The organism is Staphylospora marina (assembly GCF_003856495.1).
Lineage (GTDB): Bacteria > Bacillota > Bacilli > Thermoactinomycetales > Thermoactinomycetaceae > Staphylospora > Staphylospora marina.
The window spans coordinates 1,747,553-1,770,762 of record NZ_CP034118.1; the positions used below are offsets into that span (position 1 = coordinate 1,747,553).

Annotated in this window: 26 protein-coding genes and 1 tRNA gene; 5 read left to right on the forward strand and 22 right to left on the reverse strand. The window is 55.6% G+C overall.

Features of this window, described 5'->3' with window-relative positions:
* Window positions 1-9: 9 nt before the first annotated feature.
* From EG886_RS08750 to EG886_RS08760, 3 genes are all read right to left on the reverse strand, one after another.
* Window positions 10-855, reverse strand: coding sequence for a sugar ABC transporter permease (locus EG886_RS08750; RefSeq protein ID WP_124727776.1), 846 nt, complete (start codon window positions 853-855; stop codon window positions 10-12).
* Complete coding sequence (locus tag EG886_RS08755; RefSeq protein ID WP_420894142.1) at window positions 852-2,153, reverse strand: carbohydrate ABC transporter permease; 1,302 nt, start codon at window positions 2,151-2,153, stop codon at window positions 852-854. The genes EG886_RS08750 and EG886_RS08755 overlap by 4 nt, the downstream gene beginning before the upstream one ends.
* Window positions 2,154-2,218: 65 nt before the next feature.
* Window positions 2,219-3,472 carry an extracellular solute-binding protein gene (locus tag EG886_RS08760; RefSeq protein WP_124727777.1) on the reverse strand — a complete coding sequence of 418 codons (1,254 nt, stop codon included), beginning with the start codon at window positions 3,470-3,472 and terminating at the stop codon, window positions 2,219-2,221.
* 322 nt (window positions 3,473-3,794) lie between these two features.
* Between EG886_RS08760 and EG886_RS14050 the strand changes: the two genes are divergently transcribed.
* Window positions 3,795-3,923 carry a hypothetical protein gene (locus EG886_RS14050; protein ID WP_277423814.1) on the forward strand — a complete coding sequence of 43 codons (129 nt, stop codon included), beginning with the start codon at window positions 3,795-3,797 and terminating at the stop codon, window positions 3,921-3,923.
* Window positions 3,924-3,997: 74 nt separating this feature from the next.
* On the opposite strand, the gene EG886_RS08765 is transcribed toward EG886_RS14050, so the two are convergent.
* The 4 genes from EG886_RS08765 to EG886_RS08780 form a co-directional block, all read right to left on the reverse strand.
* The gene (locus EG886_RS08765; protein ID WP_124727778.1) at window positions 3,998-4,228 is read right to left on the reverse strand and encodes a hypothetical protein; all 231 of its coding nucleotides are present in this window, start codon (window positions 4,226-4,228) and stop codon (window positions 3,998-4,000) included.
* Window positions 4,225-5,013: a ParM/StbA family protein gene (locus EG886_RS08770; protein WP_124727779.1), complete on the reverse strand. Its 789-nt coding sequence runs from the start codon at window positions 5,011-5,013 to the stop codon at window positions 4,225-4,227. Before EG886_RS08770 ends, EG886_RS08765 begins: the two co-directional genes overlap by 4 nt.
* A 199-nt stretch (window positions 5,014-5,212) precedes the next feature.
* The gene (msrA, locus tag EG886_RS08775) at window positions 5,213-5,683 is read right to left on the reverse strand and encodes a peptide-methionine (S)-S-oxide reductase MsrA (protein WP_124727780.1); all 471 of its coding nucleotides are present in this window, start codon (window positions 5,681-5,683) and stop codon (window positions 5,213-5,215) included.
* A 30-nt stretch (window positions 5,684-5,713) separates the two neighbouring features.
* Entirely contained in the window at window positions 5,714-6,277 is a 564-nt protein-coding gene (locus EG886_RS08780) for a beta-class carbonic anhydrase (protein WP_124727781.1), read from the reverse strand.
* Window positions 6,278-6,399: 122 nt separating this feature from the next.
* On the opposite strand from EG886_RS08780, the gene EG886_RS08785 reads away from it, so the two are divergent.
* Window positions 6,400-6,642 (forward strand): PGPGW domain-containing protein, encoded by a 243-nt coding sequence (locus EG886_RS08785; protein ID WP_206425309.1) that lies wholly within the window; start codon window positions 6,400-6,402, stop codon window positions 6,640-6,642.
* A 111-nt stretch (window positions 6,643-6,753) separates the two neighbouring features.
* Here the strand turns inward: EG886_RS08785 and EG886_RS08790 are convergent, their stop codons facing one another.
* From EG886_RS08790 to EG886_RS08830, 9 genes are all read right to left on the reverse strand, one after another.
* Window positions 6,754-7,383 (reverse strand): O-methyltransferase, encoded by a 630-nt coding sequence (locus EG886_RS08790; RefSeq protein ID WP_241154297.1) that lies wholly within the window; start codon window positions 7,381-7,383, stop codon window positions 6,754-6,756.
* 126 nt (window positions 7,384-7,509) lie between these two features.
* Window positions 7,510-7,583 (reverse strand) — tRNA-Gly (locus EG886_RS08795).
* 112 nt (window positions 7,584-7,695) lie between these two features.
* Window positions 7,696-8,046: a DUF308 domain-containing protein gene (locus EG886_RS08800; protein ID WP_124727784.1), complete on the reverse strand. Its 351-nt coding sequence runs from the start codon at window positions 8,044-8,046 to the stop codon at window positions 7,696-7,698.
* Window positions 8,047-8,152: 106 nt separating this feature from the next.
* Window positions 8,153-9,760: a peptide ABC transporter substrate-binding protein gene (locus EG886_RS08805; RefSeq protein WP_124727785.1), complete on the reverse strand. Its 1,608-nt coding sequence runs from the start codon at window positions 9,758-9,760 to the stop codon at window positions 8,153-8,155.
* 100 nt (window positions 9,761-9,860) lie between these two features.
* Window positions 9,861-11,174: a D-alanyl-D-alanine carboxypeptidase/D-alanyl-D-alanine endopeptidase gene (gene dacB, locus EG886_RS08810; RefSeq protein ID WP_164491748.1), complete on the reverse strand. Its 1,314-nt coding sequence runs from the start codon at window positions 11,172-11,174 to the stop codon at window positions 9,861-9,863.
* The gene (locus EG886_RS08815; RefSeq protein ID WP_124727787.1) at window positions 11,158-11,544 is read right to left on the reverse strand and encodes a hypothetical protein; all 387 of its coding nucleotides are present in this window, start codon (window positions 11,542-11,544) and stop codon (window positions 11,158-11,160) included. Before EG886_RS08815 ends, dacB begins: the two co-directional genes overlap by 17 nt.
* 19 nt (window positions 11,545-11,563) lie before the next feature.
* Window positions 11,564-11,833, reverse strand: a complete 270-nt coding sequence (locus EG886_RS08820; RefSeq protein WP_124727788.1) for a DivIVA domain-containing protein — start codon at window positions 11,831-11,833, stop codon at window positions 11,564-11,566.
* Window positions 11,834-12,117: 284 nt separating this feature from the next.
* Window positions 12,118-12,654, reverse strand: coding sequence for a YhcN/YlaJ family sporulation lipoprotein (locus EG886_RS08825; protein WP_124727789.1), 537 nt, complete (start codon window positions 12,652-12,654; stop codon window positions 12,118-12,120).
* A gap of 138 nt (window positions 12,655-12,792) precedes the next feature.
* Complete coding sequence (locus tag EG886_RS08830; protein WP_124727790.1) at window positions 12,793-13,488, reverse strand: zinc metallopeptidase; 696 nt, start codon at window positions 13,486-13,488, stop codon at window positions 12,793-12,795.
* Between the two features lie 344 nt (window positions 13,489-13,832).
* On the opposite strand from EG886_RS08830, the gene EG886_RS08835 reads away from it, so the two are divergent.
* Window positions 13,833-15,050 carry a cation:proton antiporter gene (locus tag EG886_RS08835; RefSeq protein ID WP_206425310.1) on the forward strand — a complete coding sequence of 406 codons (1,218 nt, stop codon included), beginning with the start codon at window positions 13,833-13,835 and terminating at the stop codon, window positions 15,048-15,050.
* Between the two features lie 118 nt (window positions 15,051-15,168).
* Here EG886_RS08835 and rodA read toward each other — a convergent pair whose 3' ends face one another.
* Window positions 15,169-16,326 carry a rod shape-determining protein RodA gene (rodA, locus tag EG886_RS08840; protein ID WP_124727791.1) on the reverse strand — a complete coding sequence of 386 codons (1,158 nt, stop codon included), beginning with the start codon at window positions 16,324-16,326 and terminating at the stop codon, window positions 15,169-15,171.
* 72 nt (window positions 16,327-16,398) lie between these two features.
* On the opposite strand from rodA, the gene ftsW reads away from it, so the two are divergent.
* Window positions 16,399-17,556, forward strand: a complete 1,158-nt coding sequence (gene ftsW / locus EG886_RS08845; RefSeq protein WP_124727792.1) for a putative lipid II flippase FtsW — start codon at window positions 16,399-16,401, stop codon at window positions 17,554-17,556.
* A gap of 82 nt (window positions 17,557-17,638) precedes the next feature.
* Here the strand turns inward: ftsW and EG886_RS08850 are convergent, their stop codons facing one another.
* The 5 genes from EG886_RS08850 to EG886_RS08870 all read right to left on the reverse strand — a co-directional run bounded on the left by EG886_RS08850 (window position 17,639) and on the right by EG886_RS08870 (window position 21,401).
* Window positions 17,639-18,094, reverse strand: a complete 456-nt coding sequence (locus EG886_RS08850; RefSeq protein WP_164491749.1) for a GNAT family N-acetyltransferase — start codon at window positions 18,092-18,094, stop codon at window positions 17,639-17,641.
* On the reverse strand, window positions 18,091-18,390 hold the full coding sequence (locus tag EG886_RS08855) for a 2Fe-2S iron-sulfur cluster-binding protein (protein ID WP_124727794.1): 300 nt from the start codon (window positions 18,388-18,390) through the stop codon (window positions 18,091-18,093). The genes EG886_RS08850 and EG886_RS08855 overlap by 4 nt, the downstream gene beginning before the upstream one ends.
* Before the next feature lie 94 nt (window positions 18,391-18,484).
* Window positions 18,485-19,099 carry a DedA family protein gene (locus EG886_RS08860; protein ID WP_124727795.1) on the reverse strand — a complete coding sequence of 205 codons (615 nt, stop codon included), beginning with the start codon at window positions 19,097-19,099 and terminating at the stop codon, window positions 18,485-18,487.
* Between the two features lie 80 nt (window positions 19,100-19,179).
* Window positions 19,180-19,908 carry a cysteine hydrolase family protein gene (locus tag EG886_RS08865; protein WP_164491750.1) on the reverse strand — a complete coding sequence of 243 codons (729 nt, stop codon included), beginning with the start codon at window positions 19,906-19,908 and terminating at the stop codon, window positions 19,180-19,182.
* A 431-nt stretch (window positions 19,909-20,339) separates the two neighbouring features.
* Window positions 20,340-21,401 (reverse strand): M42 family metallopeptidase, encoded by a 1,062-nt coding sequence (locus EG886_RS08870; protein ID WP_124727797.1) that lies wholly within the window; start codon window positions 21,399-21,401, stop codon window positions 20,340-20,342.
* Between the two features lie 166 nt (window positions 21,402-21,567).
* Here EG886_RS08870 and EG886_RS08875 point away from each other — a divergent pair, with 166 nt between their 5' ends.
* A complete protein-coding gene (locus EG886_RS08875; RefSeq protein WP_124727798.1) occupies window positions 21,568-23,208 on the forward strand; it encodes a hypothetical protein in 1,641 nt (546 codons plus the stop codon).
* The last annotated feature ends 2 nt before the right edge of the window (window positions 23,209-23,210 follow it).

The window sequence follows — 23,210 nt, forward strand, 5'->3', positions numbered from 1 at the left end:
ATCCTCCCCTCAACCTTTGGTCGCACCCGCTGTCAGTCCGGTGATGAAGTATTTCTGCAGGGCCAGAAAGACCACCGTCACCGGCAACGCAACAAGGACGGAACCGGACGCGAACAACGTGTACTGTTTCTTGAAATCATTGTTGATGAAATTGAAAAGCCCCACCGCCAGCGTTTGGTTTTCGGGATTGGTCAACACGATCTGGGGCAGCAGGAAATCCGTGGCCGGCCCCATGAAGTTGAACAGAAAGACCACGGCCACGATGGGCTTTGCCAGCGGCATGATCACTTTCCAAAACGTGGTCCAGTGACCGGCGCCGTCGATTCTGGCCGCCTCGTCCAAGCTGCGGGGAATCGTGTCAAAATACCCCTTCACCAGCCAGGTGTTGAACGGGATCTGCATGCCGGCGTACACCAGCAGAAGACCCCAGTGGGAGTCCAACAAATTCAGAAGGTTCAAAAGCAGATAGATGGCCACCATCGTCATCGAGGCCGGGAACATCTGCAGGGCAAGAAAGGCGATCAGCCCGTATTTCCGGCCGTAAAAACGGTACCTCGAGAAGATGTAGGCGGTTCCGGTGGTGAGGATCACGGACAACACGGCATTGAGAAAGGAAATCTTGAGCGTGTTGGCATACCAGGTTTTGTAATCGCTCTCCGGGCTGGTGAACAGCCAGCGATAATGATCCAACGTGGCGTTTTCCGGGATCAGGGTGGTGGAAAAAATGCTGTCTCCCGGAGACAGGGACGCCCCGATCACCCACAGGACGGGATAGACGGAAACCACCACCATCAGCAGCAAAAACGCGTAAATCAACAAGAGAGAGATTCTTTTTTTCCAGGTCGGCTTCCTCATTCGATCATCCCCTCTTCCCGGAACGCCCGCATCCTGCGGAACTGCAGGAAGGACACGGCGGCGACGACCAGCCCGATCACGATCGAAATCGCTGCCGCATAGTTGAATTTGAAGGTGTTGAACGTCAGCTTGTACACCCAGGAGATCAGGATGTCCGTTCCTCCGGCGGTGCTTCCGGGCACGGGCGGATTCCCCTTGTTGAACAGGTAGATCACGTTGAAGTTGTTGAAATTGCCCACATACTGGACGATCAGGAGCGGACCGGTGGCGTACAGGGCCATGGGCAGGGTGATGTTGCGGAACTTTTGCCAGGAAGTGGCACCGTCCACGTCGGCCGCCTCATACAGATCGTGGGGAATGGACTGGAGAACGCCGGTGTAAAGCGCCAGGCTGAACGGAAAACCGAGCCAGAACTGGATGAGCAAAACGGCCACCTTGCTCCAGAACGGATCGGTCAACCATGGGACCGGACCGATCCCGACTTGTTGAAGCAGCTGGTTGATCACGCCGAAGTTGTCGTCAAACATGCCCGAAAACACCACGATCGTCACGAAGGACGGAACGGCCCACGGAAGGATCAGAATGGTGCGAAACACTTTTTTCAGGCGGATGCCCCGCTGATGGATGAACACAGCCAGAAACAGGCCCAAGGCCACCTGAACCGTGGTCGAAACGAACGTCCAGACGATCGTCCACGCAAACACGCTGAAGAACGAATCTTTCCAGAGGTCCGAGCGAATCAGGTTGACGAAGTTGTCCAATCCCACATAATCCACCAGCTTGGCGGGAGGCTGGTGGTAAAGGTCATAGTTGGTGAATGCCAGCATCACCATGAACAAAATCGGAAACAGGACCACAAACACCAGCAGAATCATCGAGGGAGCAATCACCAGATACGGAAAACCCTGATCCGTCAGCTGCTTCCAGGTCTCTGACAAAGAGGGCGGCCGTTGTCCTCCGTCACGGAGCGCTCCGATCCGGTAAGCATCCACGATGTTGAGCGCATAAAACAGCAATCCGATCAGGATCAGCAGGATCGAAATCAACCCCATGGCCAACAGCTCGATCGAGTGATCCAGCACGGGGATTTCCCCGAGGGTGATGATTCCCCACAGACCCAGATGAAAAAAATCGAAAAAGACGACGAGAAACAGAGCCTGAAACAGGAGAAACACAAGTCCTTTGAGCCATTGGCCGTTGTAGCATTGGCCGAGACCCATCCAGAGCGCGGAAAGGATCGCGGCCGTCCGCTTCCCGTTTCTTCCCGTCATGCGTTCATCGGCGCCGCTTGCCATCATCACTCATCCCTTCTCCATGCCTCATGGATCAAAGGCGCGATGGAAACCCACCGCGCCCGAACGGTTCATTGTTGTTGCGTCTTGATCTTCTCCTTGATGATCTTGACCGCATCATTCAGAGCTTGCTCCGGATTTTGCTTTCCGGTCGCGATGAAGTTGAAGGCATTGTTGATCGGCTCCCACACCTGGTTCATCTCGGCAATGTTGGGCATCGGAACGCCCATGGCGGCCTGTTTGGCAAATCCGCTCACCACCGGATCGTCCGCGATGACCGGATCGTTGATCAATTCCTTGTGCGGCGGAATTTCTCCCGTTTCCAGGAACCGCGATTTGAGCGCTTCCTTGCCGGTCAAAAATTGCATCAATTCCAGGGCCTCTTTGGGGGCTTTGCTGTACGCGGACAGATACCAGCCTTTCACCCCGATGAACGTGCGGGCATCCTTGCCGTTCACTTTGGGAATGGGGGCCACTCCCACGTCAATGCCGGCCTGCTTGTAATCCAGCACGGCCCATGGACCGTTGATGACCGCCGCCACCTTCCCTTCCTTGAACAGACCGTTGATCGTGTCCCCTTTCAGTCCGTTCGGCAAAAGCCCTTCCTTGAACCAGCTCTCCACTTCCTTGCCGGCTTCCACGGCGCCCGCATTGTTCAGACCGATGTCGGACGGATCGTACTTGCCGTTTTCATGTTTGAATACGTATCCGCCCTTGGCATCCACGAGAAAATGATTGAAATACAGATTGTTGATCTCAAACATGACGCCGTACTTTTTCTCGGCCGGCTTGGTGTAAGACTTGGCGAAAGACTTCAGCTCTTCAAAAGTGGCCGGAGGATTGGGCATCAGTTTCTTGTTGTAAATGAGAGCGATGCTCTCCGTCACTTTGGGCAGACCGTACAATTTGCCGTCGACGGTGAGCGCGGACAAGGCCGATTCATCAAACTGTCCGGTGACGGACGCATCGGGCTGGATCGGCTGGACGAGTCCCTTGATCACCGCCGCTCCCAACTGGTCGTGCGGCCAGGTGACCAGATCCGGACCTTTTCCCGCCGGACCGTCGAGCGTCAGTTTCTCCTGTTGTTTCAATATCGCGACGGGAACCACTTCCACTTTGATGCCGGTTTTTTTCTCGAATTCAGCCGCAAGCTTCTTGGTGTGTCCCAGTTGCTTTCCATCGTCCGCATTTTCCCAAACGACCAATTTTTCCGACTTTTCCCCGCCCGTCGTCGCCTGTTGCCGCTCCGGCGCGCATCCGGCGAGCACGCTCAGCGCCAGAGCCAGCGACATGGTTGCGGAAAGCCATTTTTTCCCCAACATCATTGCAAGACCCCCCTTGTTGCGCAAACGGTTGCACAGATTCGCAAAAATAAATCCATTGAGGAAGCGTTTTCAATCCTATTGTATAATCTGTCATCCCCCAATGACAAGACTTTTTTCTCAGTTCTGTAAATAATCTTTTTGTTGAAACCGTTTGAACAACTACAAAGAACTTTCTTTCGAAAAAGGAAGAGATCGCGCTTGCGTGGAAATAAACAGAAAAAACGGAAATCCGTTGAACCACCGTCACGGCAACCTCTCTCACGGCTTTTTTCGGTTCCCCGATCAAAGCACCTCATCCACACCTCTGAAAGGAGTCCCACCCATGCCTTCGGAAATCGCGATGATGTTGAAGGAGTTGTCCGTCTGTGTGGCGTCCGTGTTCACCGCTTGGCTGGTGATCGAATTTCTGGAGTACAAAGGCTGGATCCGCTTCCATCGGGAAGATGACTGAAAAAAAACAAGAGTCCCGTGGACTCCCCGTTGTCTCCGGATCGCTCCCTTTATTCATGTTGCTTCTCTTCTTTCTCACCCGAACGGCAGGCCGCTGGAGCGAATCTCCTGCACATTCTTTCCGGATTCCCGGCGCCGTCCCGGCACCTCCACATCGATCCATCCGTTCTGCCAGGCAAACAACAGATGTTTGACCAGATCGCCCACATTTCGGGTTTTCCTTTCCAGAAACCGGTACAGTTCCCGTTCAAGCGGATCGGTCAAATCAAACGTCACCCATACGCTTTTGCCCGTCTTCCCGTTCATGAAATCAGCGCCTTCCCGACTTCGTAAAATCCCAGCACATTGGCCATCTGAGGGCTTCTGGCCGCAAAGGCATGCCGGAAATGCCCCTGCATGTGCCGCTCCAGGCGTTTGGCCATCCCGCCGATCAGCACGACCACATCATCCGAATGCCACTTCTTGGAGAGCGCGGCGGCGATCGCATCGGCCATTTCCCGTTCATTGCTCTCACGCAACGTTTCCCATCCGATGGGCAGGGTTCCGGAATCCCGGTCAATGAACACTTTGTCTTTGAACGTGGCGTAATTGGTCGTTTTCGCCCCCACGTCGACAATTCTCACCAACCCCGACCTTGGATCGGCGAAAAACGCCCCTCCTCCCTCGATCGTGGTATACACGCGCCGGATCCGGAAACGGGCGGTCCGTCCGTTGACCGTCACCTCATGATCCCCTTCCAGAAGGCGCCTCACCGCCATTCGCTCCGCTTCCGTGTAATGAATGATGGGCAAGCCGGTCACGAGGTCCACGTTCCCGTTCGCCCCGGCCTGGTGGACCGCCGTGACCGTGAGGAGCAACGTTTCTTCCACCGCCTTGGTATCTTGCATGGCCTGACGGGTGAATTCTCCCTCCCGTTCCGCCAACTGTCCGACAAACCAGCGTTGACCCCGATACACCACTTCCATGTCACCTTCGAGATCCTGCCGGTAATGCCGGTTCCGCCACGCACTCACCTTGCTGGGGAACATGAAGGAATTGCGTTCGGTTTTCACTTTGACAAAACTGCGTCCGCAATCGACGGCTACGAGCATCTGACACCCCTCCGCTTTCATGTTTACGGGGTGGTCCGCGGCGATATGCCACGGTCAAAAAAAATACCGGTTCCCCCATGGGAACCGGATTTGTCCAAGGTTGCCGGACACTCTTTCGCCTGACGCCGGGTCGTCTGACAGATGCCCCGGGGACGCGGAGATCCCCCGTTTTCGAAAGAATGTCCGCCAAGTTTGTCTCTCACAGGCTGCACGATCCGAGACCACGCTTTTGCAAATAACGCTGGTGATATTCTTCCGCTCTCCAGAACGTTGACGCAGGAGTGATCTCCGTGGCGATCGGATCCTTGAAACGCCCCGACCGCTCCAATTCCGCCTTAGAACGTTCGGCTGCCTCTTTTTGTTCCTCCGTGTGCCAGAAAATGACGGAACGATACTGCGTGCCCACGTCGGGCCCCTGCCGGTTGAGCTGGGTCGGGTCATGACTGTCCCAGAACACCTGGAGAAGCTGTTCGTAGGTCACTTGTTCCGGATCGTATTCCAGATGGACCACTTCCGCATGTCCGGTGGTGTCCGTGCACACTTCCTCATACGTGGGTTGATCTTTCGTCCCGCCCATATAACCGACCGCGGTGTCCAGCACGCCCGGAATTTTCCGGAACGTTTCTTCCACACCCCAAAAGCATCCCGCACCGAAAGTTGCCTTTGCCACAAAGATCCCTCCACCGATATCGTCATGTTTTCAAGGGTTTCTGCCGTCATCAATCAGGGTAAGTTCTCCCGTGCAGGGATCGATCACCAATCCGTGTACCATCACATCCGGAGGCCAGAGCGGGTGATTGCGGAGCAGGGAGACACTTTCCTTCACCCCGTCCTCCGCCGTGTTGCATCCGGTGAGCCATCGATCCACATCCACTCCCCGGTTCCGAAGCTTTTGCACATTCTCCGGGGGCACTCCGCGGGACCTCAGTCCGCTCAACACCGGCTCCGCGGAAAGACCGACCATTCCGCAGCCATGATGCCCGATCACCCACACTTCATCCGCCTTGAGCAACGTGACCGCGACCAGCAAACTGCGCATCACGCTGCCGTAAGGATGCGAGATGAGCGCTCCGGCCGTCTTGATGATTTTGACATCCCCGTTTTTCAGATTGAGTGCCTTGGGAAGAAGCTCCGTCATCCGGGTGTCCATGCACGAAACGATCACCAGTTGCTTGCGGGGATACTTGCCGGCCAGATAAGGCTCGTATTCCCGATTTTCCACGAACTTCCTGTTGAATGCCAACACTTCGTCCAGCCTGCTCAAAGCCCGACCTCCTTTTTCAGGGGTCTGTCAATGTTTTCAATTGTTGGAGACTTCCCGATCCGTTATACTGAAGAGGACAAATATACAGTCAAAAGGGGTTTTCCATCCGGATGCATACCCGCTTGAAAAAACTATTGCTGAACATTTTCGGCTGGATATTCCTCGTGCTCGGCATCATCGGATTTTTCACGCCGTTTCTGCAAGGGATCCTCTTCACCCTGATCGGGCTGTCCATGCTTTCCCGGACAAGCCCCTGGGCGAAAAGACTGATGGTCAAATTGCGGGAGAAGTATCCCAAGGTGGCGGCGAAATCGGACGAATGGATGGCCAAGTTGCGTTGGCGATCCGGGTCCACCCCGGAATGACCGTCGCTCCTCGGCTTTTCATCCCTTTCCGTTCATCCGAGCCGCCGGACGGCTGTCAGTCGCATAACCGTATGTTCGCAACCCTCCCCCGGATTTCCGGGGGTTTTGCATTCATTTGACGCAAATCACACCCACGCCGTCCCCGATGGGAACCAACAGAGACTCCAGCCTCGGATCTTCGGCGATTCGCCGATTGAACTCCCGAATGGCCACTCTTGAGGGGGACTGATCCGACTCATCGAAAATGCGACCTCCCTGGAACAGATTGTCCGCCGTGATCACCGCTCCGGGATTGGCGAGGCGAATCGCCTGTTCCAGATAATGATTGTACCCTTGTTTGTCGGCATCGATCAGGAAGAAGTCGAATTTTTCTCCGGAAGCGACCAGTTGCTCCAACCTTTTTGAAGCATCACCGGTCAGAAAGCGAACTTTTTTGTCGAGACCCGCTTTTTTCACGTTCTCAAGGGCAAAAGCGGCATGCTCCTCTTTCAACTCCAGGGAGATGAGCTCCCCGTCTTCCGGCAGGGCCCGGGCCATCCAAATGGTACTGTACCCACCGAGCGCACCGATTTCCAGGATTCTTCTGGCGCCGGAAATCCGAACCAACAGGTTCAGCAGTTTCCCCACTTCCGGCGGCACGGAAATTCTCGGCATGTTTCGCTCATCCAATCCGGGTGCAATCGAGCTCAACACTTCGTCTTCCCGGGCATACAAAGAGCGAATATACTCCTTTTCCCGCACGGATCCAGCCCCCTTATTGATTGAGGACACCAAACGTTTCCGGTGCCTTGCTTTCATTTTACCCGGTTTCCGATTCGCTGTCCAAAAAAAGGCATCCCCCTGAATTCAGGGGGATGCCTCAATTCCTGGAGCGGATGACGGGAATCGAACCCGCGCCGCCAGCTTGGGAAGCTGGAGTTCTGCCATTGAACTACATCCGCATGTTTTGATTTTGACCTGATTATATCATGTTCCTTCGATTTTTTCAACCCCCCGCTTTTTTTCTCCTCACCCGAAAAAGACCCCCGAAAGGGGGCCTTGTGACCGGAATCATCAGAATATGATTCGAAACGGCAGCACCAACGAAGAGATGATCAGAGCGATCACGCCCAAAGCCACTCCCCACCATCCCCGGGAGCTTCCTCCCCGGGTCGCGATGACACCCAGGACAATCCCCGCGGGCGCCAGCACGAAGGGCAGCCAGAAAAACGCCAAAACCGACAAAACAATGGAGGTGATTCCGAGACCTTCGCCCCGATCAGCCTTCTCCTCCCGTTCGTTGTTCATGGACGGATTCCGAACGGGTCCGGCCGAAGTGATTTCAGCGGCAAATTCTTCGTCACGAACCGGTTCATAACGGTTCGGCCGGTTCAGTTTTGACCGTTTGCGACGATGTTTGCTCATGGTTTTCCTCCCTTGATTCCGGTCTTCCCCTAGTATGCGTTGTTTGCCTTGCAAGTACGGTGTCAAAAAAAACCACCCGCAAAGGGTGGTGTCAAAAGGAACGTCTTCATTTTTCCGCTTTCGTGTAATCGGAAGGCCCCACCGGATGCCGGAGGATTCCCTTCACCCCGGGCTGCTCGATGACCGCGGATGTATAGAAATACAGCGGGAAGATCGGCATTTCCTCAAACAGGATCTTCTCGGCTTCGCGGAGATATTCGTCACGCTTGGCGATGTCCGGTTCGGCCGCCGCTTTTTTCAACAACTCATCGTAGCGGGCGTTGCTCCAATTGGTCCGGTTCATGGAGTGATCGGTCTGAAAGCTTTCCAGATAGTTGTAGGCATCGTTGTAGTCGGCCAAAAAGCTGGAGGTGGTCATGATAAAGTTTTTGTTTTTCTGGTCGGCGAGATGAACTTTGCGCTCCTTGGCTTGCAGGACGATCTCCACGCCAAGGTTTTTGCGGATCATCTCCTGAACGGCTTCGGCCACCTTCTTGTTCTTGTCTGTCGCGTTGCTGTACATCAGCGTCACTTCCGGCAATTTGTTCCAGCCTTTTTCCTTCATGCCTTCCTGAAGCAACCGCTTTGCTTCTTCGATGTTCCCGTCTTCGATCAGATTGCCGCCTTTATTGCGGAAATCTCCGGGAACCGAAGGTGCCACGTATCCGTAGGCGGGAATTTCCACTCCGCCCAACACCCGGTCGACGATCAAACGGCGGTCAACGGCAAGGGCGAATGCCTTGCGGATCTTGGGATGGGTGAACGGTTCCTTTTCCACGTTGAACCTGAAAAATGCCAGCCCGTTCCCTTCCGAGAGCTTCACCTCATTGTTTTTCACCATCTCTTCCAGCAAATCGGAAGGAATGGCCCCTTTGCCCACCACATCGAGCTTCCGGGTTTTGAACAGGGAGTACACGGTCTTGCTGTCGCTGATGACGGAGAAGTGGATGCCGTCCGGCTTCACGCCCTCTTTGTCCCGATAGTGCTCGTTCCGAATGAATTTCAGATGGGAATCATGCTTCCATTCGGCCAATTTGAACGCACCGTTGGACACCAGCGTGGAGGCTTCGTGGAAGAGATCCGGATTTTTCTCCACTTCCTTTTTCGGCACGGGAAAATAGGTGGGATAGGCGGTCAGTTGCAAAAAAGCCGGAGTGGGACGCGCCAGTTTCACTTCCAGCGTCCGGTCGTCCAGCGCTTTCACCCCCACCTGGTCGGCACTGCCTTTCCCGGTGTTGAACGCCTCCGCTCCTTCGATGAAATAAAGCAGAAATGCCGGTTCGGCCGCCGTTTCGGGATCAAGCACCCGTTTCCAGGCAAACTCAAAATCGTGGGCGGTCACCGGTTCCCCGTTTGACCATTTGGCTTGTCGCAAAGTGAACGTGTACGTCAGTCCGTCCTCGCTCACTTTCACATCTTCCGCCGCGGCCGGTTTCGGCTGGTGCCGCTCATCCAGCCGCATCAGCCCTTCAAACAGATTGTTTACGAGGTCCAGTGAATCCTCGTCAAACGCTTTGGCGGGATCAAGGGAAGGCGGCTCACCGGAAAGAGCGAGGCGAAGCACCTTTTCTCCCGCTTCGGGATTGTTCGCTTCCGAGGTGCACCCGGCCATTCCCGACACAACAATCAATGCCAGCAGGACAGAAATGATGCGAAGCCGTCCCTTTGAGAACATGGTTCCCTCCTTGAAATATTGAGGAATCGAATCGATACTGACAGACTTTTTCGATAAAAATCTTCAAAACCCTTTACGTTTCTCCGAAAATCACGGGCCGTCATTCCGTTTCTCTGAGCAAAACCCGGATGAACCGGTCCTGAAGCTGCTCTCCCCGGAATCCGGACAGCAATCCGCAGATCATCAGGGAGAACGAGTGGCTCACCTTTCCGTCTCTGAGCAGGTATCCGGACAACGTCTTCACGCCGCTCAGCGTCCCCGTCTTGGCGCGAACCGTCCATCCCTTTGGGAGAGGCGGCCGATTTTTCAGGGTTCCGGACTTTCCGTATTCGGGAAGACTGCTGAAAAAAACGGGAAATGACGGATGATGCCGCATGCCCGTGAGCAGCCGGCACAAACTGTCCGGCGACGACAAATTGTACACGGACAGGCCGGATCCGTCCGCAGAAAAAGCAGGCCCCTCGAATCCTGCCGACTTCAGGATTTTTCCTGCGGCGGCAATCCCCGTTTCCCGTTCCGCCTTTCCCTCTGCATCAAGACCGATCATCCGAAGCAGCACTTCCGCCGCCAAATTGCGGCTTTCCCGGTTGATGATGCAAAGCACGTCCCGCAGCGGGGAAACGGACAGGTCCGCTCCGTGTTTTTCCCATTCTTCGGGGATGCTCCCGCTGATCCACCGGCTGACGGAGACCCCGGCTTTTCCCAAGAGATCGCCGAACACGGTACGGAACAAAGAGAGTCCGGGTCTGACCGCACACTCGATTTCTTCCTCATCACGATGAATCATGCCGCTGATCCGGTAACGAAATTTTCCCGTTCGCAGGATGCTGCAGCGTGAATCAGGATCATCGGAAAACCTCAAACCGGAGAAGTCCGCGAACAGGCGATGAGCCGCGGGACCGGTCGGAACCGGAACGGGACGATCATCCTTTCCTTTCTTGACGGAAACCGTCACTCTGTTGTATTCGAGGTTCAGCGCATGAACGGGTGCCGCCCAACCGGCATCCAAATCATCGACGGTCCAACCTGGCGCATGGCGTTCGGGAGGAAACAGGGAATCATCCAGCCATACCCGTACGGACCGGTGTCCCCGACGTTTCATCCACCGGACCACCCGCTCCAGGCCGTCCGCGGCGAACAGCGGATCTCCTCCCCCGCGGATCCACAACGTATCCCCGTGCAACCCGAATCGTGTCACAAAGGGATGATCCGGGGACCATTTCAGCAATGCAGCCACGGTGACCCAAAGCTTGTGGTTGGAGGCGGGAGGGAAATGTTCCCCTCCATGCTGTTCCACCTTCAATCCCGTTCGCTCATCCTGTACGGAATATCCGACACGCGCCCCCCTCTCCCCCGTCTCCCGTTTCCAATCCGACACTTCCCGGGCCAGTGCCCGTTCAAGCACGGGATGCACTTCCGTTCTCTCCGAAACAACCGTCAAGTTGCGCCCAGATCCGGCGGATGATCGACCGGTTCAACCCCGGATCCACTCCGAATCTGAGAGCGGCATGAATATCCACCGCGGTTTGCACCGGACTCACCCGGGTGGCCGTGATCACGACATCATGAATGAGTCCCAAACGATTTCGACACTCCAGCGTGGCTTCCCCCCGCTCCCGGTCCAGATGGACCAGACGGAAACCGGAGAGTCGATCGATGATTTCGGAAATTTTCTCCATGACCGCTCGCTGCTGTACACGGTAATACCGGGTTTTCAGGTCAGGCTCGGGCGCATGGTCCGTCGTTTCGGTCACTCCCGAAAAAAAACGGCGGAATGCTGACATAAGGCTCCTCCTCTGCAATTCAGCGACGGAAATATTGTTCAAGTCGATCAAGCCTCATCAAAATGTCACGGATCACCGCGTCGTATTTGTCCGTATTTCCTTCCGGTGACCGGGGAGGTTGATTTTCCAATTCTTTGATTTGTTTCTTCAGTTGCTCGTTTTCCTGAAGGACATCTTCATAACTTCTGATGACCTGATCCAGGAAATCGTTGACCTCGTCCTTGTCATATCCCCGGATGGATTGCTTGAAATCCTTGTTGAAAATATCCATCGGCGTCAATCGTCTCATAGAAAAACTACACTCCCCGAATGATGAATTCTTCAAAAAATATTATATCAACTTGAAGGACTCATCCAATAGCTATGCAAAAAAAAAGGGACCTGATCAAAGGGCAGGTCCCTGTTCGGCGTGACCGGCCGAATCTTTGTCCCGTGAATGCGTCCGGAGGCCATCACCGACTCCGGTCACCGCCGTTCCCCGCCCGCGAAAACCCCATATCCTCCCGTATCACAGGTTTATGTTCATGCAGCAAGGTTATTCGCGGCTTTGGGCAAGTTCTCCCGAAACCGGGATTATTTCGCTTCGGGGAACGTTCTCCGGATGACGTCGGACAGATTGTCGATGATTGCGCTGACCGGGCGTCCCCTGCGAATGTCGTTGGCGAAATTTCTCCATTGCTTCACAAAGTCGGGATTGGCCGATACATAAACCGTCCGGATGGAAGGATCCACGCTTTTCACTTTCCCGGCCACCCGGTCTTTGAGCCGTTGGGTCATTTTTCCGCCCATTTTTTGCGGCAGGGTCACGGCCACATAAGCCACCCGGTTGACGAGGATCACATATGCGTTGTCAATTTCGCGCATGTCCTCCAGTTGTCTGGCGATATCATCGCCCGTCCGGATGCCCCGTGCCAGGAGATCCCTGTCGTCGGTCACGAAATTCCCCTGTCTTCTGGCGTTTCTGTCGGTATCCCGGTACATTCCGTCGTTGACCCGGGTGATCCGTTGGATGGTTTGATCTTGATCATGGGCCTGCCGGTTTCCGGCACAACCGATGCCGGTCAAAACCAGCACCGATGCCATCGCGGCCGCGATGATTCGTTTGTTCATGATTCTTTCCCCCTGTTATGGTGTTTGGGGGTTAGTATCGACCGCGAATCGCCGGATATGTACGGAAAAAGACAGGAAAAAAGCACCCGTTCCGGCACGTGGAACGGATGCTTTTCGAAAACGAGGGACTAAACCCGCTCAGTCATCGTTTTGTTGGAGGATGAACAGCAGGATGTACTGCAACAGCTCCATCAGGGCGATCACGGCACCTGCCACGTAGGTCATGGCGGCGGCTCCCAGCACTTTGTTCACGCCGCGGTCCTCTTCCGCTCCGCTGATCATGTTCATCGAAGACATGATGACTTTCGCCCGGGAGCTGGCGTTGAATTCCACCGGAAGGGTGACGAGGTGGAACAGCACCACCACGGAGAAAAAGATGATTCCCAGGAGCAACAGACCGCTCAGTTTGAAGAAAATGCCCGCGAGCAGCAGGAACGGAACCGCTCCGGAAGTGATGTTCAGCACCGGAACCATGCGGTGACGAAACACGAGTGCCCCATATGCTTCTTTGTGCTGAATGGCGTGTCCGCATTCGTGAGCGGCAACGGAAATGGCCGCCACCGAATCTGAATGATACACCGCTTCCGACAACCGGACGGCCCGAACGGTGGGATCATAGTGATCCGTCAGCTTCCCCGGAACCAACTCCACCGGAACATGGGAAAGTCCGTGTGCATCCAGGATCCTTCTGGCCACTTCGGCGCCGGTCAATCCCGAACGTGCCCGAACATTGGACCAACGTTTGAAATTGCCCCGGACGCGGAATTGCGCCCACAGCGCGATGGCAAGTCCCAGCAGCGATCCCAGCAACAACAAAGGATGAATCACAAGCATCCGAATCCTCCTCTCAGATCTTTCAATCGGAGACCCATTTCAATGGCCAACTCAAGAAATCCGGAAAACGGGTTTGTACCATTATTATCCATACCCGTCCCGTGATCATTCCATGACTTTCGGACCCGCATGATCAAAGGTTCCCCCTTCCAATATAAATCAAACCCCCGGGTCAGACAATGATTCACATTGCGATCGAATCCCCGGATTCCTGCAACGTTTCTGTCAGTTCTTTCCGAAACTTTTTCATACGGCGAATGATTGTTATAATGGTCCATGGTTTTTTATTCCTACAGGAAGATCGTTTGTTCGGATATTCCGGCGAAAGGAGGCAGGGCAGTTCGATGCAATCGCTTACCGATTGGTTCAGCCCCGAGACGTTCAAGGACATGCACTTTCTTTTTGATTTGGCACTCATCGTTTTCATCGTGAAACTGGCGGGTCATCTCAGCCGAAAATGGGGTCAGCCTTCCGTCATGGGTGAAATCCTCGCCGGCATCCTGGCGGGACCTTCCCTGCTCGGTTGGCTTGAGCCGACCCCGTTCATCCGGGAACTGGCGGAGATCGGCGTGATTCTGCTGATGTTTCTCGCGGGATTGGAAACGGATCTGGACGAATTCAAAAAGTCGGCCTTCGCCTCCACGTCGGTGGCGGTCAGCGGAGTGGTGTTGCCTCTCGTCGGGGGCTTGGGCGTGGGCATGATGTTCGGATATGATCTGAACACTTCCGTGTTCATCGGAACCCTGCTGGTGGCCACCAGCGTCAGCATCTCCGTCCAGACTCTCCGGGAACTGGGCCGGCTCCGCAGCAAAGAAGGCGTCACCATCCTCGGCGCCGCCGTATTGGACGATGTGCTCGGGATTCTGATCCTGTCCCTGGTGATTGGCTTTGCCGCCGGCGAAAGCGGCGGTGCGGAAGGCGGAATCGTCGCTCTTCTCATCAAAATCGTCGCGTTCTTCATCTTGGTGGTGTTGGTGGGACGCAAGTTGCTTGCGGGGATCATCGAGCGTGCAAATCGATGGCTGTCCGCCGAAGCGGGAGTGGCCGTCGGAATCGGCATTGCCCTCCTGTTCGCATTTCTGGCGGAAATGTTCGGCATGGCAGGCATCGTCGGTTCCTATTTTGCGGGATTGATGCTCGGCAAATCGCCTGCGGGAAAAGCCGTGTTCTCCAAGTTGGAAACCGTGTCCTTCTCATTCCCCGTTCCGGTGTTCTTTGTCAGCATCGGTTTGATTGCCGACATCAGGAACATTGACACGCAATTCGCCCTGTTGATCGCCATCCTGACCGTCGTGGCCATCCTGACCAAATTGGTCGGCGGTGCGATCGGTGCCAAATTCGCCGGATTTTCCGCCCGAAGTTCGCTGGGGATCGGAGCCGGCATGGTGGCTCGCGGAGAAGTCGGATTGATCGTGGCCACGATCGGATTGAGCAAAGGATTGATTCCCGGGGAACTGTTCACGGCGACGGTGGTCATCGTGCTGGTCACCACTTTGGTCACTCCCCCGATTCTCAAATGGTTTTTCGATCCCACTCCCTCCACCGGGTCCTCATCGACATGAACGCCCGATCCCCGGAAGCTCCGGTCCATGAGAAGCGAAGAACCCGTCCCGACGCGGGAAATTCCATGGAAACGCCCCTTGCAGATTGAACGCAGGGGGCGTTTCGCGGTTCAACGGGTCAATCTTCAAACACGGTCCATTCCTTCTCCGGCTCCGGTCTCATTCCGAGGCCCAGCACCATTCCCACCGACACCAGTTGCGTGATGAGCGAGGTTCCCCCGTAGCTCATCAGCGGCAAAGGAAGCCCGGTGATCGGCATCAGCCCGAGCGTCATGCCGATATTCTGATACACCTGAAACAGCAGCATGCCGACAACCCCCGCCGCGATCAAGGACGAAAAGGTGTACCCGGAGCGCATGCCGATCCGGATCAGCCGGTAGATGAGAGCGAGGTACAACAGGATCAGCAAACAACCTCCCACAAACCCGAATTCCTCGGCGATGACGGCAAAAATGAAATCGTTGTGCGGTTCCGGAATCCAGTTTCCCATGGACTGGGTGCCGTTGTGGAATCCCTTGCCCAACATCATGCCCGACCCGATGGCAATCTTGGCTTGCGTCGCCTGATATCCCGCACCGGTGGGATCGGAAGCGGGGTCCAAAAAAACCTGAATCCGTTCGATCTGGTGCGGCTTGAGCAGGACATGGAGAAACGGGTGATTTTGTCGGTACAACCACCAAAGCCCCGCCACCCCTCCGGCCAAAACCGCCAATCCTCCCGTGAACCAACGAATGTCCGCACCTCCGACAAACAACATGGCCACCAGAATTCCGGCGAGAACCAATCCCGTTCCCAAGTCGGGTTGTGCTAAAATAATCAGGAAAGGAATGGCAAACAAGGCGGCAATCGGGATGGACAACCCTTTCAGGCTCCCGAATGTTTCCCGGTGTTCCGTGATCAACTTGGCCATCAGAAGAATGAACACCGGCTTGATCAGCTCCGAGGGTTGAAACTGAAGCCCGCCGATGCGAATCCACTGCCTGGCACCGTTCACCTCCGTTCCCAAACCGGGAACTTCCACCAATAGCAGGAGAAACAACCCGATTCCGTATAAAAGATAAGGAAAACGGCCCTGCCCCCACATGCGCCAGTCCACGGCCATGGCCACGATCAACCCCGCGAACCCGGCGACCAGCCACATCAACTGTTTTCCCACGAATGACGGATCCCGGGTGTGAGTGGCCGACGAAATGGCCATAATGCTGAAGACCGACAGACACACAAGCAGAAGGACGGCAATCCAGTCGATGCGGCGAATCAATCGCATGTTCTTCATCGGTGATCCCCTTACCGCTGCAAATTCGTACAAGCGCGTGATACAAAACGGATCTCAAAGGAGTTTGGAAACATGAAGCGAGACAGACCCGATTATTGGCTGATATTGATCACGTTTCTGTTGCTGGGGTTTGGTCTGGTCATGGTGTTCAGTGCAAGTTATTTCAAAGGTATCATCGATCCGGACATACAGGATTCCTATTTTTTCTTCAAGCGGCAACTTCTCTTCGGGGGAATCGGGCTGATCCTGTTTTTCGTCTTCTCCAACATTCCCTACCATACATACCGGAAGAACGTCGGTTGGATTCTGCTGTTGTCCCTCTTTCTCCTGATCCTGGTCCCTTTGTTCGGAGAAGTGAGAAACGGCGCACGTCGTTGGATCGATCTCGGCATGTTTTCCTTCCAGCCTTCGGAACTGGTCAAACTGGGCATGATCATCTACACGGCATCCATCATGGTGAAAAAGCAGCCGGTCATGGATGATTTCAAGCGAGCCATCGTTCCCCCGCTCGTGGTGATCGGATTGATCTGCACCCTGCTGGTCATTCAACCTCATTTCAGTGCGACCGTCATCATTCTGGCCACCTGCATGCTCGTGATTTACTGTGCCGGGATCCGCTTCAAACACCTGTTGGTGCTGTTCGCCGCCGGCGTCCCCGTCTTGATCGGGGTCATGGTCACGGGCAGTTACCGGTTGAAACGCCTGGCATCGCTGACGGATCCGATGTCCGATCCGTCCGGGAGCGGCTATCAGATCCTGCAATCGCTCTACGCCATCGGACCGGGCGGCCTCACCGGAGTGGGGCTCGGGAAAAGCATTCAAAAAATGGCATACCTTCCGGAAGCCCATACCGATTTCATTTTTTCCATCATCGCGGAAGAACTGGGCTTCATCGGAAGTGCGTTCCTGATTCTCCTGTTTGTCGCGCTGATCCTGCGGGGAGTGATGATTTCCGTTCAGGCCCCCGATCTGTTCGGTACGCTGCTGGGCATCGGCATCGTGGGCTTGACGGGCATTGAAACCATCTTCAATCTGGGCGTGGTTACGGCCCTGTTGCCGGTCACCGGCGTTCCCCTTCCGCTGATCAGTTATGGAGGAACCGCCCTGCTCATCAAAATGATGGGCCTCGGAATCCTGCTCAACATCTCCCGATACCGCACCAAAAAAACAAAGTCGTCGAAGGCGACCCGCCCACAACCGACCGGCGCACCGCTGACGGGGCAGGGATGATGCTTCCCTCGACGATTCTCACGAAACGTTCGCCCGTCCCGGCGCCCATCCGGACGGGCGAATTCCTCTTTGAGCTGTCCGATCACTCCCGCTCGAGACCGATGAGGAGAATCCCGTCTTTTCCCCAAATCTTTTTCGTCCGGAATCCGTATTTTCGGTAACAGCGGATCGCCGGGCCGTTTTTCATCCCCGTACTCACCTCAAAGCGGGTGATTCCGGGATGCCCGAGCACCTCCTCAAGGAGGGAAGAAGCCACTCCCCGCCGGAAAAAATCCGGGTGAACGGCAAGACGGGTAATGGTGAGGACCGAGCCGTTCCGTTCGTAAGAGATCACGCCGGCCACACGGGATCCGCAAACGGCCGCCATCCAGGTGTCCGGAGATCGCCGAATCTGTTCTTTCCCCTGTCTGAGCGGCGGGAAATCGTCCACTCCAAGCAGTGCCGCCTCCACCCGATACGCGGCGTGCAGCACCTCCACCAATTCATCCACCCATTCCCCGCGTCCGGGATGAATCTTCATCACTTCGAAGCGGGTCATCCGGCGATTTCTCCCTGTGCTTCCACGATGACATCGCCATGTACGAACGGTTGGCACGCCAACCTTCCGCCATCGGCAAGGGAACCATCCATCAGGCGGAACCATTTCAATTCCGTATGCTCGCTGAGGTGTTCCATGCCTTCCCTGACCCGGACCTCACCAGTCCCGCAACGCCCGGTGGTGCACCGGAACGGGACGGGGATGCCCCGGACGGTCGCTTCGAGCCAAAGACCGGCGCCGTTTGCCGCGTTCATTTTATAGGTTTTGCCTTCCACCACGATTGTCACACAGTACATGCAAAAATCCACTCCCTTGCCGGTTCCGTTCACGAAAAAACCATCATCTCCGGACGGAGGATGATGGCATTCGTTTGCGTCGGGGTCAATGCAATCACTTGGTATCAAACGTCTTTTTGTGTTGCGGATTCCAAAGAATCCAACCGATCCAGGCAGCCGCGAAGGGCAGTGCCACCAAGACCAGCTTTGTGCCGTATTGGTGAAGGGCGTCAAACACGATTTCCCAATTGGCTCCCAGCACGTACCCCAGGCCGATGAATGACGCACTCCAGAAAACGGCGCCGGTATAGGCATAAAGGGCGAACCGCGGGAACGGGATGTTGGAGATGCCTGCCAGATACGCCGTCACGTGGCGAACACCGGGAATGAAGTATCCGAAAAAGAGAAGCAAACTGCCGTATTTTCGAAACAGCACCCGGGTCACTCTCAGCCGTCTTCGCGTGATGAAAATCTTGGGACCGTATTTTTTGAGAAAGGGATATCCGAAGGAAAGGCCGAGAACGTAACTGAGTGTGATTCCGCACATGGAACCGACCAACGCACTCAGAAAGGTGGGAACCAACTGAAGCCGGCCGACGGATGAAAGATAACCCACAAACGTCATCATGATTTCATCCGGAAGCGGCAATCCCACAATCCCCAACATCAGGAAGAGGAATATTCCGATGTAGCCGTATTCCAGCAACAGATCGAAGAGTGCTTGTTCCATGGTTCAACCCCGTTTATCCTCTCTTCAAAACACCTATAGCATATCATACTTCCAATCGGGACAAAAGATGCTCCCCGTACTCACGGGCGAAGGCTTCTCAACACGCGGATGCCGTTGAGATGCATGTGGTACAGAAACACCAGGTCGAGGAAGTCGGCATCGTGAGCGGCAATTCCTTCCTTTATGGCGACATCGACGGGCAGATCGTACGTCCTCGAATGGCTGGCCGGAACGATCACTTCCGCCCGCGCATTTTGTTCATTGGCAAACAGGCGGATACCGGTGGCGTTCTGGTAGATGCACAGATCGGTGCAATCGCCCACGACGAGGAACGTGGCCGGCCCTTGCTCCAACACGTTTTCCAACCACTCGAAAAAGCGCACCCCTTCTTCATCGGTGCCGAACAATCCGTTTGTGGCGTTTTTCCGGAACACCCGGACACCATCAAGCGAAGCGAATCGCTGAAGCGGCTCCACCACTTCCGCCTCTTCCGTTCCCCGGATGCAGTGAGGAGGAAACGCGGAAAATTCCACGGCATCCGGCGGATGGGAATCGTTCAGGAACACGAATCTGCTTGCCGGGACTCCTTTGTCCATCGCCGCTTGCAAAAGTTCGCTCACGTGCGTCACCATTTCCGCCACCCGTTCGCTGGACAAAGGCCCTGTCTCGCAAAATCCCTTCAATACATCCACCACCACGATCACGATGTGATCCGCCCCGCCCGCATCACGAATCACTTCATCCAACGTCAATTCGGGGTTTGCCTCCGCCCACTCCTTCAAGTAACGGATGAATGTTTGTTCCCGCATGAATGTCACTCCTCCTCCGGGCTGATTGCATGGACAATTCGATCTTATCAGAACGCGGCCGTGACAGGAAGTCAAAACGCGATGGCATTCGGTCTGTCGGTTGCCCATCCCTGCTCGTTTCGTTGCCGGCAAAGGCTCTTTCAGGAATTGACAGCGGAGAGGCTGGGCTGTACATATTGCATGGCCTGCCGCTGGCAATCCCTGTTCGTTTCGTTGCCGGCGCAAAGGCTCTCTCAGGGGTGCCAGCCGAGAGGTTGTACGTAATGCATAGTTTGTCGGTTGCCCATCCTGCTCGTTTCGTTGCCGGCGCAAAGGCTCTCTCAGGGGTGCCAGCCGAGAGGTTGTACGTAATGCATGGTTTGTCGGTTGCCCATCCTGCTCGTTTCGTTGCCGGCGCAAAGGCGTCACTGCCACTCTCCGAATTCTGCCGTTTACCACGTCGTCAGTTGGTTCAGGACGTCTCGGTCCAGCTCTTTGATGGTTTCGACGAGCAATCGGGCTGCATTTTCGAGATCGCGGCGACTGATCATGGAAACGTGGCTGTGGATGTATCGGGCGGCGACTCCGATGACCAGAGAAGGAACGCCCTTCTTGAACAGATGAAACCGCCCGGCATCCGTGCCTCCGCCCGTGATGATGTCGATCTGGTAAGGGATCCCGTGTTTTTCCGCCACGCGCACCACAAAGTCCCGCAACTTGAGGTGAGGAATCATGGTGGCATCCAGGAAAGTGATGATGGGTCCCTGTCTCAGCCTGGCCTTGTTGGTGCCTTCGCTCCCCGGATGGTCCTCGGCCACTCCCACATCCAAGGCGAATGCCACTTCCGGTTCCACCACCCACGACGAGGTGGATGCACCGCGAAGGCCCACTTCTTCCTGAACCGTGGCACCGGCGATCACGGTGTTGGGATGCTTTTCCATCCGCAAGCGGGACAAGATCTCCAGCGCCAACCAGCAACCGACCCTGTTGTCGAGTGCCTTGGCGAGTATGGTGTCACCGTCGGGCATGATTTCAAACGGACAGACCGGTACGACCGGATCTCCCACGCGAATGCCCCATTCTTTCACTTGTTCATCGCTTTCGGCACCCACATCGATGAACATTTCACGGATCGGCACCAAGCGGTTTCTTTCTTCGGGGGTGAGCACATGCGGGGGTTTGCAACCGATCACTCCGCGAAATCTTTTCTTTCCGGAAATGACGGTCACTCTTTGCGCCAAAAGAACCTGACTCCACCACCCCCCGAGCGGGGTGAACCGAAGCATTCCGCTCCGGGTGATTTCCGAAACCATGAACCCCACTTCGTCCAAATGGCCGGCCAGCAAAATGCGGGGGTGTTCCGTTTCCCCTTTTTTTTCGGCGAAGATGCTTCCCAAACGGTCGTACATGACCGGAAAACCGAGCTTGTCCATTTCGCTGCGCATGATTTGCCGAACTTCGTCTTCCGCTCCGGGGACTCCCGGGGCTTCCGCAAGTTCCATCAGTCGTCTCATCCGCGTCCCTCCTTTTCCCATAAGGTCCGCTCTCATCGGGGCGTTTTATTCCGGCCCCCACAGACTTAACCACCGGCAGAAATTCACTGTCATGTCGGGAAACGATCCCGCAGACACTATCCCGGGAACATGTGTCGGCCAAACCACGGCGAGGAGGTGGCCCCGCATGTCCGAACGATGGCTTCGGAACACAGGTTTTCTGTTAATGGCTCTGATCGTCATGCTGCTTCCTGCCGGCATGCTGCGGGCGGCTGATTCGACTGAATCCGGGGAGCTTCCGCTTTACCCGATGCTGGCGGACTACGGGGGTGCCATCAGGGAGAAAACGCCCCGGGCCGACGGACATCGTCACATCGACACGCCCGCTACCATCCGGGAACTCAAACGTTTGCATACGGATACGTATTTTTTCTTGATCTGGGATGCAAAAACGGACTGGGACGACCTCAGACGGGAGTTTCTTCCCGCGGCTCAAGCTGAGGGGATCCGGGTATTTGCGTATCTCGTACCACCTTCGGAAAGCAAGGCTCGCCGCTCCGAACCGTTCGGCACCGATTACGTGGCGTGGTTTCGGGAAATCGGCCGTCTTTCCAGGCAGTACCCCAATCTCAAGGGGATGGTGATCGATGACTTCACCGAAAATCTGTCTCATTTCACGCCGGATCTGATGAAAAAAATCCGTGCGGCGGGAAAAAAGGAAAACCCGAAGATTCTCTTTTATGCCCAAGTTTATCACCCGTCGCTCACACCCGCTTTCATCAAGACCTATGCTCCCCTTGTCGACGGATTGGTCATGGCGTTCAGGGACGGCAGGGATCGCAATACCCAGCGTCTCGACCGGCTGACCGAACAGATCGACCAAATCCGTTATCAACTGGAGCAATCCCGCCTTCCGCTGATCCTGATGGTCTACGCCAGCCGATTGTCGGCCACGCCGGCAAGCCCGAGTGCGGAATACGTAAGCGGGGCACTGGTTCCGGCGCTGGAGAGACTCAGATTGGATCGCCTGCAGGGAGTGGTCACGTACGTGACGGAGAAACGCATCCAACGCAAGGACGCGGTGGGAGCCGTTTCCGGAAATGCGTACGCGAGCCTGTTCTCCCCCGCTCGGGGAGATGCCCGGCGCGACATGGTGGAATGGGTGCAACGGGTCCATGTGAAAAAACCGTCTTCAGGCTCTTTGTCTTTTCAGGTCTTTCAGGTGTCCCCGTCGGGAGCGCCGAAGGGAGCCCATGTCCTCCAATTGCTGGTCGACGGGAAAACGGTGTGGCAGCAGGACGTTTCCGGACTTCGTCCGTATGCATGGCATGCCCGGACCGTTCACCTGGGCCGTCACCTGCAAGGAAAGAGCCAGGCGGTGTTGTCATTCCGTCTGGTCCGGACCGGAAAAGGAACCTGGTGTTACACCGGGATCGACGATTTGAGGCCGGAAGGATTCACCGTCAACAATGCGGATTTCGAACTGGGGGATCATGGATGGACCGTGGTGGCCGGAAGCAGGGGCATGATCGGCGACGTGATTTATCACGATCCGAACCGGTCCAAACGGACGTTTTCGGTGGTGAGCAAATATTACGCGGCGTTCCGGATTTACAAGCTGACTTCGGAACGCACCGGCCCCCGTCTGTCCGCTTCGGCGGATACCCTTCTGGTCAGGGTTCTTGAAGGGAAACATGAAGAAAGCCTGAATTTGCTGGAAAAGATGATTCCTCTCATTCTCTTTGACAAAAAACTTTCCATCGACGAAAAACAGCTCCTGGTCCGACTCTGTCATGATTTGCACCGCCGGCTGGAAGACGAACGCTGACG